This is a genomic window from Streptomyces sp. RP5T (genome assembly GCF_003933965.1).
Classification (GTDB): domain Bacteria; phylum Actinomycetota; class Actinomycetes; order Streptomycetales; family Streptomycetaceae; genus Streptomyces.
Map to the genome: position 1 here is coordinate 1 of NZ_RSAJ01000280.1, position 10,622 is coordinate 10,622.

Genomic DNA, 10,622 nt, shown 5'->3' on the forward strand with positions numbered 1-10,622 from the left:
CCCCCTGTCCCGCCCCGTCCGAACTGGTCCGGAGCGGATCGTGCCTGTTCACGGCCGTTTCGGCTGTCCCACGGTGTCCCACGGGCGTCGTCCTGACAAGCCCTTGCGGCTGAGATGGGAACACGCCCCGCCGCGACGGGGCACCGCCCGACAGAGAAGAGACTCCGATGCAGCCCCGTATGCAGAACCCCGCCGTCGTCCTGTCCGACGCGATGCAGCCCGTCCAGCAGCTCCTCAAGGCCGTGCACTCCGGTGGGGTGGACGGGCAGACGCTGGAGCTGGTGCATCTGCGGGTCAGTCAGATCAACGGATGCAGCGCGTGTGTCGACGGCGGCGCCAGGACCGCCCGCAAGGCGGGAGTGGACGACGAGCGGCTGGCCACGGTCGCCGCGTGGCGGGAGGCCCCCTACTTCACCGAGGAGGAGCGGGCGGCGCTCGCGCTGGCCGAGTCGGCCACGCGCCTCGCCGACCGTCCCGACGCGGTGAGCGACGACGTCTGGGACACCGCGGCCACCTACTTCGACGAGAAGCAGCTCGCCGCGATCGTCCTGATGATCGGTGTCACGAACCTGTTCAACCGGCTCAACGCCACGACCCGGCAGATCGCCGGCGCGTGGGGATGAGCCGTGCGGCGCCCGCTGGGCGCCAAGATGTATCCGACCGTCAGTGAACCAGGAGGAGACGACATGACCAGCACCCGCAGGACGACCAAGAAGACCGAGACGTTCACCGACGAGGAGCGCGCCGCCATGAAGGAGCGCGCGCAGGAGGTCAAGGCGTCGGCGCGCCGCGGCTCGCGTGCCGACAAGGCGGCGGAGGACGAGGCCGCCGTGGTCGCGAAGATCGCCGAGATGCAGGACTCGGACCGGGTCATGGCCGAACGGATCCACGCCGTCGTCAAGGCGAGCGCCCCGGACCTGGCGCCGAAGCTCTGGTACGGGATGCCCGCGTACGCCAAGGACGGCAAGGTCGTCTGCTTCTTCCAGAGCGCGCAGAAGTTCAACGCCCGGTACGCGACCTTCGGGTTCAACGACAAGGCTGAGCTCGACGAGGGCACCATGTGGCCGACCGCCTTCGCGCTCACGAAGCTGACCACCGAGGACGAGGCGCGGATCGGGGAACTCGTGAAGAGGGCGGCGGGCTGAGGCCCGGAAGCCCGCGGACAGGAAGAGGTGCCGGAGCGTGGAGCCGATGAACAGCCGTCGTCCCAGGGGGCTGTTCGTCGGCCTGTGCACGCTCGACGTCATTCAGCTCGTGGACCATGTGCCCGGCGCCGACCAGAAACTGACGGCCCGTGAGCAGGTGGTGGCGGCGGGAGGTCCTGCGGCGAACGCGGCCGTGACCTTCGGCCATCTGGGCGGCGCGGCAAGGCTGCTGACCGGCATCGGCTCCCATCCGCTGGGGGTCGCGGCCGCGGCCGAACTACGCGAACTGGGCGTGGCTGCGAGGGACTTGGCGAACGGTTCGACGCAGCCGCCCGCGGTGTCCTCGATCCTGGTCACCGCGTCGACCGGGGACCGCGCCGTCGCGTCGACCAATGCGAGCGGGTTCCGGCTCGCACCGCCCCGCGATCTCGACGTACTGGTGGCCGACTGCGACATCGTCGAGTTCGACGGCCATCACATGGAGCCGGCGACGGAGACCGCCCGCCTCGCGCGGGCCGCCGGCCGGCGCACGGTGCTCGACGGGGGCAGCTGGAAGCCGGGCACGGAGCGGCTGCTGCCGTCGATCGACGTGGCCGTCTGCTCGGCCGACTTCCGCCCGCCCGGCACGCACACCCCGGCGGACGTCCTGCGGTTCCTCCGGGCACACGGGGTGCGGTGGTGCGCGGTGAGTCGCGGAGGGCGGCCCATCGAGTGGGCGGGACCCGAGGGCGGTGGCACCGTGGACGTGCCTGCCGTACGGGTCGCGGACACGCTGGGCGCGGGTGACGTCCTGCACGGGGCCCTCACCCATCGCCTCGCCCCACAGGGGGACTTGACCTCGTACGGCTTCGAGGAGGCCCTGCGCTTCGCGGCGGGAGTGGCCTCGCGGGCCTGTGCCACCTTCGGCACCCGCGCCTGGCTCCGGGAGCCGTGACAGGCCGTGACACGCAACGGGCGTCCGACGCGCCCTCCGACGGCCACCAAGCGCGAGGCCCGCGCCCGTACGCCCGAACGGGGCAGCCCCTGCGTGGGGCTGCCCCGTCCCTGACGAGGTTCAGGACCTGCGGCCACGCACGTTCCAGCCGCTGCCGATGCCGGCCAGATGCAGTGCGAGCACCATGAGGCCGAGCAGCATGATGTTCGTCGAGGTGAAGGTGTCATTGGTCGATATGTCGGCGGCGTTGATCAGAAAGGAGATGAAGAACAGCACCGCCGAGATGATGGCCAGCATGGGTGTCCATCCCTTCGTATGACTGAGGTCGTTGACGCTCTGTGACCACCGAATGCCCCCAACTCGGCCGACCATGCCGACCGTTGGGAACCGACACCCAGGGCGTTCGGCCAGTCGCACATTGTTCGGAACCTCTTGACGCTGCCGCACGGCGCGATTGACACTCTCGCAACACGACGTCACACAGCCGAAACGGCAGGGTGCCCACGGCCGAGGCCCCTCCACCCCCTCCACGCCTCAGCAGGGAACCCCACATGCCGTACACCGCACGTCCGCGCATGCGCGCGAGACGCCGGGCGGGCCGCCTCGCCGGTCTGACCGCCGCGTCACTGCTCCTGGGCCTCGCCGCGCCCATGACCCCCGCCCGGGCGGCGGCCACCGCGGACGTCACCGACGGGCTCGCCCTCTGGTACAAGCTGGACGCCGCTTCCGGCACCACCGTCACCGACGCCTCCGGCAACGGCCGCGACGGCACGGTGAACGGGACCGCCGACTGGTCCGACCCCGCACACGGCCTCGCCTTCAACGGCTCCGACACCTCCATCAAGGTGCCGGACGACGTCATGAAGGGCATGGACTCCATCACCGTCTCCACGGACGTGCTGATCGACTCCGCCCAGAGCACGCCGTACTTCCTCTACGGCTTCGGCAACTCCAGCGGCGGCAACGGCAACGGGTACCTGTTCGCCACCGGCAACTCCCTGCGCACCTCGATCGCGAGCGGCAACTGGTCGACCGAGCAGACCACGAAGCCGGCCGACGGGCACAACCTCACCCGTGCGGTGTGGAAGCAGCTGACCTACACCCAGACCGGCACCACCGGCGTCCTGTACGAGGACGGTGTCGAGGTGGGCCGCAACACGGCGGTCACCCTCACACCCGGTGCCATCGGCTCCGGCACCACCACCGCCAACTACATCGGCAAATCGGTGTACTCCGGCGACAAGCTCTTCAAGGGCCGCATCCGCGACTTCCGCGTCTACGACCGGGCTCTGGCGGCCTCCGAGGTCGAGCAGCTCTCGCTCCCCGTCGCCACCGAGGGCGTCGCCGCGGACAAGGCCGCGCTCGGCCTCGGCGACACCAGCAAGGTCACGGCCGACCTGGACCTGCCGCGCACCGGCACGGCCGGCGGGTCCACCCTCACCTGGGCCAGCGACAACCCGGACGTGGTGAGCGGCTCCGGCAAGGTGACCCGGCCGGCCGCCGGCGCACCGGCCGGCCACGCCACGCTCACGGCGACCCTCAGGAAGGGGTCCGTGACCGACACCAGGAGCTTCGACGTCACGGTCCTGCCCGACCTCGACGACGAGACGGCCACCCGGCAGGCCGCCGAGGCGCTCGGTGTCCACAACCTCGACGACGTGCGCGGCAACCTCACCCTCCCCGCCACAGCCGACTACGGCACCGCCGTCACCTGGTCCTCCGCCGACCAGGACGTCATCGGTGACGACGGCGTGGTCCACCGCCCCGCGCACGGCGACGGCGCCACCAGCGTCGAACTGACCGCCACCGTCACCAAGGGCGCCGCCAGGGCCACCCGCGTCCTCACCGCGAAGGTCCCCGAACTCCCCGCGCGGCAGGCCCTCAAGGGCTACATGTTCAGCTACTTCACCGGCGAGGGCACCTCGGACGGAGAGCAGCTCTACGCCGCGCTCAGCAAGGGCGACGACCCCATGAAGTGGCGGGAGTTGAACGACGGCAAGCCGGTCCTGACCTCCACGCTGGGCGAGAAGGGCCTGCGCGACCCGTTCATCATCCGCTCCCCCGAGGGCGACAAGTTCTACCAGATCGCCACCGACCTCAGGATCTACGGCAACGGCGACTGGGACGCCTCCCAGCGCACCGGCAGCAAGTCCGTCATGGTCTGGGAGTCCACCGACCTGGTCCACTGGACCAACCAGCGGCTGGTCAAGGTCTCCCCGGACAGCGCGGGCAATACCTGGGCGCCCGAGGCGTACTACGACACGAAGCTCGGCGAGTACGTCGTGTTCTGGGCGTCGAAGCTGTACGACAACGAGGCGCACTCCGGCGACACGTACAACCGCATGATGTACGCGACCACCCGCGACTTCTACACGTTCAGCGAGCCCAAGGTCTGGATCGACCGCGGCTACTCGGTCATCGACTCCACGATGATCCAGCACGACGGCACCTACTACCGCCTGTCCAAGGACGAGCGGAACAACACCTCCTCGACGCCCAACAGCAAGTTCATCTTCGAGGAGAAGAGCGACTCGATCCTCGACCTGAACTGGACCGCCGTCGCGGAGGGCATCGGCAAGGGCGCGATGAGCGCGGCCGAGGGACCGCTGGTCTTCAAGTCGAACACCGAGGACAAGTGGTACGCCTTCCTCGACGAGTTCGGCGGCCGCGGATACATCCCCTTCGAGACGACCGACCTCGACTCCGGCAACTGGACCCCGGTCGCCGACTACGACCTGCCGGCCAGGCCGCGCCACGGCACCGTGCTGCCGGTCACCCAGGCCGAGTACGACCGCCTCCTGCGCGCCTACCAGCCGGACCAGCTCGTCGAGAGCGTCGAGAACATCTCCGTGAAGACGCGGATCGGCGAGGCCCCGGTCCTGCCGGCCACCGTCATCGCCACCTACGCCGACGGCGTCAGGCGCCCGGTCGCGGTCACCTGGGAGGACGTCCCGGCGTCGCGGTACGCCCAGGCGGGCACCTTCACGGTCACCGGCAGCCTCCCCGACGGCGCGGCGATCCCGGTCCGGGCCGAGGTCACCGTGTCGCAGGAGGGCCCCGACGTGCCGGCCGACCTGCTCCTGCACTACGGCTTCGACGAGTCGGGCGGCAACATCGCGGTCGACTCCAGCGGCCACGGCCACCACGGCACCTACGCCGGTACGCCCGCCTTCGGCACGGGCGTGCGGGGCGGCTCCTTCAAGATGTCGGGGGACGCGATGGGGTCGCCGTACGTCAAAATCCCGAACGGTGTACTCAAGGGCGCCGACAGCGTGACGGTGTCGACGTACGCCAAGTGGAAGGGCGGCAGCAGCTTCCAGTGGCTGTTCGGACTCGGGCCGGACAGCAACAAGTACCTGTTCGCCACCCCTTCCAACGGCGGCAACAGCCTCTACTCGGCCATCACGAAGGCGAGTTGGTCGGCCGAGTCGAAGCTGACGGCCGGTTCGCAGCTCACTCCGGGCGAGTGGCGGCACGTCACCGTCACCCTGGACGGCTCCAGCGGCACCCTGGTTCTCTACGTCGACGGAGTCGAAGCGGCGCGTACGACGACCACCGTCAAGCCGTCCGAGCTGTACGACGCGAACAAGGACTACAGCGGCTACATCGGCAGGTCCCTGTACTCCGCCGACCCGTACTTCGCCGGTGAGGTGGACGACTTCCGCGTCTACGACGGGGCCCTGACGGCCGCGGAGGTCATGGAGCTCAGCGGCAACACCGCGGGCATCGCCAGGGCCACGCACCCGGCGCTCAAGGTGGACGCCGTCGTCGACAACGCCGACAGCAGGGTCACGCTCCCGATGAAGGAGGGCACCGATCTCACCGCGCTGGCACCGGAGTTCACCCTCGCCCACGGAGCGGCGATCAGCCCCGCCTCGGGCAGCGTGCAGGACTTCACGAAGCCGGTGACCTACGAGGTGACCGGGTCCGACGGCAAGAAGCGCACCTGGACGGTCTCGGCGCTGATCATGAGGACCCCGGTGCTGCCGGGACTCAACGCCGACCCGAACATCGTGCGCTTCGGCGACACCTTCTACCTCTACCCGACGACCGACGGCTTCGAGGGCTGGAGCGGCACGCAGTTCAAGGCGTACTCCTCCACCGACCTGGTCCACTGGAAGGACCACGGCGTCATCCTCGACCTCGGTCCCGACATCTCGTGGGCGGACAGCAGGGCCTGGGCGCCGACGATCGCCGAGAAGGACGGGAAGTACTACTTCTACTTCTGCGCCGACGCCAACATCGGTGTCGCGGTGTCCGACTCGCCGACCGGGCCGTTCAAGGACGCTCTGGGCCGACCGCTGCTGAAGGCGGGCCAGTTCGGCGGCCAGATGATCGACCCGGCCGTCTTCACGGACGACGACGGGCAGTCGTACCTCTACTGGGGCAACGGGCACGCCTACGTGGCGCCGCTGAACGCCGACATGACGTCCCTCGACCTCACGAAGATGAAGGAGATCACGCCCAGCGGCTACAACGAGGGCTCGTTCGTCGTCAAGCGGGCCGGCACCTACTACTTCATGTGGTCGGAGAACGACACCCGGGACGAGAACTACCGCGTGGCCTACGCCACCGGCCCCTCCCCCAACGGCCCCTGGACCAAGCGGGGCGTGATCCTGGAGAAGGACCTCTCCCTCGGCGTCAAGGGCCCCGGCCACCACTCGGTGGTCCAGGTGCCGGGCACCGACGACTGGTACATCGCCTACCACCGGTTCGCGATTCCCGGCGGTGACGGCACGCACCGCGAAACCACCGTCGACAGGCTGGAGTTCGACTCGGACGGCCTGATCAAGAAGGTCGTGCCCACCCTGACGGGCGTCGACCCGGTGAGCATCGTGCACGCCGGTGCGGACGTCAGCGGCACGGAGGGCGACGCGCTCGCGCTGCGCGGCACGCACTCGGGTGCGGGCGGCCCGAAGTGGACCGTCGAAGCGGGAGCGCCCTGTACCTTCGCCGACCCGGGCTCGGCCGCGACGACGATCACGTGCACCGACAACGGCACCTACACGGCCACCCTCACCGGCGGCCGCAGCAGGGACACAGCGACGGTGACGGTGGCCAACGCGGCGCCCGTCGTCGTCTCCACCTCGGGCCCGCGGTCCCCGGTCCCGGCCGGCAGGCGCGCGGTCGTCACGGCGGAGTTCACCGACGCGGGCAGCGGCGACAACCACACCTGCGTGGTCGACTGGAAGGACGGGAGCGCGCCACGGTCCGGCACGGTCACCGGCTCCGGCTGCCGGGCCGAGTACACCTACGCCAAGGCCGGGATCCGTCGCCCGGTGGTCACCGTCACCGACGACGACGGCGCCTCGGACCGCCGGACGCTTCCCGAGCTGATCGTCTACGACCGTGCCGCCGGCCCCGCGCTCGGCGCCGGAGCGCTCACCTCACCGGCCGGCGCCTACCCCGCCGAGCCGGGGCTGACGGGCAGGGCCGCCTTCTCCTTCGCCGCGGCCTACCTCCCCGGGGCGACCGCGCCCGTCGGCCAGGTCTCCTTCGACTTCGGCCCGGCCCGGCTGAAGTTCCGTTCCACCGGCTCCGACTGGCTCGTGGTCACCGGCTCGCAGGCCGCCTACCAGGGGTCCGGCACGGTCGGCGGCAAGAGCGGATACGCCTTCCGCGTCACCGCCACCGACGACCCGGACACCGTCCGGCTCAGGATCTGGAGGAAGTCCGGCGGCGAGGTCGTCTACGACAACGCCACCGGTTCGAAGGTCACGGGGATCATCGCGATCGGCAGCGGCCGACGGTAGTCGCTTCCCCCACCGGGCCCCGTCGACAACGACCTTGTCGGCGGGGCTTTCCCGTCACCCGCTCTTGCGGCCGACTCCCGCGTACACCCAGTACTCCGACGGGTTCTCGGGGATGTCCTCGCCCTCGTCCGGGCGCCACAACGGGAGGTGGACCATGCCGGGTTCGGCCAGGTCGAACCCGTCGAAGAGGCGCAGGATCTCGTCGTGGGAGCGGACCGTGACCGGTGAGGTGGCCCGGGACCGGTACAGCTGGGTCACCGCGGCGGCGGTGTCGGGGCGATCCTGGTTGGTGGCGTGGGACAGGGCCAGCCAGCTGCCCTCGGGCAGCGCGTCCCGGAAGGCGGCGACGATGCCGGCCGGGTTCTCCTCGGGCGCGACGAAGTGCAGGATCGCGACCATCAGCACGGCGACCGGCTCGTCGAAGTCGATGAGCTTGCGCAGCTGCGGCGAGGACAGGACGTCGTCCGGCCGCCGGATGTCGGCGTCGACGATGTCGGCGCGCGGGTTGTCCGCGAGCAGGGTGGTGCTGTGGGCGACGGCCACCGGGTCCTTGTCGACGTAGACCACCCGGGCCTGCGGGTTCGCCGCCTGGGCCACCTCGTGGACGTTGCCCTGCGTCGGGATGCCGGAGCCCAGGTCGATGAACTGGCGCACACCGGAGTCGGCCAGGAACCGCACGGCCCGGCCGAGGAAGGCGCGGTTGGCCCGGGCCAGCGCCCGTACCTGGGGGTCTATGGCGGTGACGGCCGCGACCGCCTCCCGGTCGATGGCGAAGTTGTGCTCTCCGCCCAGCAACGCGTCGTACATCCGGGCTACGCTCGCCTTGTCCGGATCCGTCCCTGGCGGCAGAGCATCCGAATCGGTCACCAGAACGTCCTTTCCCACCAGGGCACTTGACGCTCCATCATATAGTTGCCATGCGACGTCCGGCGATCAATGGTGCCGCCGGGCGCCCCGGACCCCCACCCGGAAAGGCACTACGACCCTGCGGAACGAACCGCACAGCCGCTCCGACGACACCCCCACCGCCAAGCCCCCGCCGCGCCGTTCGGCCTTCTCTCCCGCGGCCGACGTCATCGGCTCGGAGCTCGACCTGGGGCTGACCGGCAGCCATGTCGTGCACGCGCTGACGCCCGGCTTCTGCGACGCGGCGTCCCTGTATCTGCTGGAGCGCTGGCGGCGCGAGGAGACCACGTACGCGGGTGCCGACCCGGCCCAGATAGAGGCGCGCCGACTCGCCCTGCGGGTGGGCACGGACGCGCCGGAGTCCTGGGAACGCACCCTGCCGGTCGGCGAGGTGCTCGTCTTCCCCCGCGAGACCCCGTACGCCCGCGCGCTGGTCGACGGGCACGCGCAACTGCTCGACGCGGTCGACGACCACACGGCCGAGCGGCTGGCCGCCTCCGCGGGTGAGGACGCGCGCATCGGTGAACTCCTCAAGACGCGCTCCTTCCTCGTGGTGCCGCTGCGGCTGCGGGGCGGGGCGATCGGGTTCGTCGCCTGCTCCCGCGGGCCGGACCGCGGGCCGTTCCTGACCGCCGAGGTCGCCGCCGTGGAGTCGCTGGCCGCGCGGGCCGCCGTCGCCCTGGACAACGCGCGGCGCTACGAACACGAGCGCCGCACCGCCCTGGCGATCCGGCGCAGTCTGCTGCCCGGCACGATCCAGGAGGTCGAGGGCTGCCGCATCGCCCACGGCTCGCTGCCCGCCGGACAGGGCTCGATCATCGGCGGCGACTGGTTCGACGTGCTGAGACGGCCCGGCGACCGGGTCAGCCTGATCGTCGGGGACGCCATGGGCCACGGCCCGGAGGCCGCCGTGGCGATGATCCAGCTGCGCACCGCCGTACGCACGCTGGCCGGCCTCGACATCCCGCCCGCCGATCTCATTCGACGGCTCGACGCGCTCGCCAGCGACACCCCGGGCGCCTCCTTCGCGACCTGCATCTACGCCGAGTGGGACCCGCGGCAGCGCACCTGCACCCTGGTGGGCGCCGGGCACCCGCCCCCGCTGCTGCGCGGCCCGGACGGCCGCACCGCCCCGGTCGACCTGGTCGGCGCGGGCCTGCCGCTCGGCCTCGCCGCGGGCACCTACGAGCCGACCGTGCTGCGCATCGAGGACCCGTCGCTGCTCGTGCTCTACAGCGACGGTCTGGTGGAGTCCCGGGACGCGGACATAGACCAGGAGATCGCCCGTCTCGCCGGGGCGCTCGACACGGCGGCCGTCGACCACGACCCGCTGCCCTCCCTGTGCCGACGGCTCCTGCACGCCCCCTCCGATCCGGCCGGCGCCGACGACCGGACCCTGCTGCTGGCCGAACTCACGCCCTCGAAGGACTAGTTCAGGCCGTCAGATTCGCCCACACGGCGTTGCCGCCGGTGAGTCTGGAGCGGTCCACCCCCCAGGTGTCCGCCAGTTCCTCCACCAGGAACAGTCCGCGTCCGCCCTCGTCGTCGAGGGCGGCCCGGCACCGGCGCAGCCTGGGGCCCGAGTGGTCGTGGTCGTGCACCTCAAGCCGCAGGATCCCGTCGGTGACCAGGCCGATGCCGCACAGGATGCGCGCGCTGAGGGTGTGGCACACCGCGTTGGTGGCCAGTTCGGACAGGAGCAGCACCGCGTCCGAGCACAGCTCGCCCGGCAGGCTCCAGGTCTTGAGCCGGGTGCCGACCGAGCGCCGGGCGACCCCGACGCTGGAGCGGTGGGCGGGAAGTTCGATCCAGTGGGTTCGTTCCTGGTCCACGGCGTCTAACAGCTGGCGGGACGAGGTCGTGTGGGGGGACACGGTGTTGGCC

General features: G+C 70.9%; 8 protein-coding genes. 5 read left to right on the top strand and 3 right to left on the bottom strand.

The window, feature by feature from the left end; genetic code table 11:
• Positions 1-167 precede the first annotated feature (167 nt).
• From EHS43_RS25935 to EHS43_RS25945, 3 genes are all read left to right on the top strand, one after another.
• The gene (locus EHS43_RS25935) at positions 168-623 is read left to right on the top strand and encodes a carboxymuconolactone decarboxylase family protein (protein ID WP_125193174.1); all 456 of its coding nucleotides are present in this window, start codon (positions 168-170) and stop codon (positions 621-623) included.
• A 63-nt stretch (positions 624-686) separates the two neighbouring features.
• Entirely contained in the window at positions 687-1,145 is a 459-nt protein-coding gene (locus EHS43_RS25940) for an iron chaperone (protein ID WP_125193175.1), read from the top strand.
• Between the two features lie 46 nt (positions 1,146-1,191).
• On the top strand, positions 1,192-2,079 hold the full coding sequence (locus EHS43_RS25945) for a PfkB family carbohydrate kinase (RefSeq protein ID WP_125193176.1): 888 nt from the start codon (positions 1,192-1,194) through the stop codon (positions 2,077-2,079).
• Positions 2,080-2,199: 120 nt separating this feature from the next.
• On the opposite strand, the gene EHS43_RS46640 is transcribed toward EHS43_RS25945, so the two are convergent.
• The gene (locus tag EHS43_RS46640) at positions 2,200-2,376 is read right to left on the bottom strand and encodes a hypothetical protein (RefSeq protein WP_086723861.1); all 177 of its coding nucleotides are present in this window, start codon (positions 2,374-2,376) and stop codon (positions 2,200-2,202) included.
• A gap of 254 nt (positions 2,377-2,630) precedes the next feature.
• Here EHS43_RS46640 and EHS43_RS25950 point away from each other — a divergent pair, with 254 nt between their 5' ends.
• Complete coding sequence (locus EHS43_RS25950; RefSeq protein WP_125193177.1) at positions 2,631-7,832, top strand: family 43 glycosylhydrolase; 5,202 nt, start codon at positions 2,631-2,633, stop codon at positions 7,830-7,832.
• 54 nt (positions 7,833-7,886) lie between these two features.
• On the opposite strand, the gene EHS43_RS25955 is transcribed toward EHS43_RS25950, so the two are convergent.
• On the bottom strand, positions 7,887-8,699 hold the full coding sequence (locus tag EHS43_RS25955; protein WP_125193178.1) for an SAM-dependent methyltransferase: 813 nt from the start codon (positions 8,697-8,699) through the stop codon (positions 7,887-7,889).
• Between the two features lie 250 nt (positions 8,700-8,949).
• On the opposite strand from EHS43_RS25955, the gene EHS43_RS25960 reads away from it, so the two are divergent.
• Complete coding sequence (locus EHS43_RS25960; protein WP_260470715.1) at positions 8,950-10,170, top strand: PP2C family protein-serine/threonine phosphatase; 1,221 nt, start codon at positions 8,950-8,952, stop codon at positions 10,168-10,170.
• A gap of 1 nt (position 10,171) precedes the next feature.
• Here EHS43_RS25960 and EHS43_RS25965 read toward each other — a convergent pair whose 3' ends face one another.
• Positions 10,172-10,570, bottom strand: coding sequence for an ATP-binding protein (locus EHS43_RS25965; protein WP_125193179.1), 399 nt, complete (start codon positions 10,568-10,570; stop codon positions 10,172-10,174).
• Positions 10,571-10,622 lie beyond the last annotated feature (52 nt).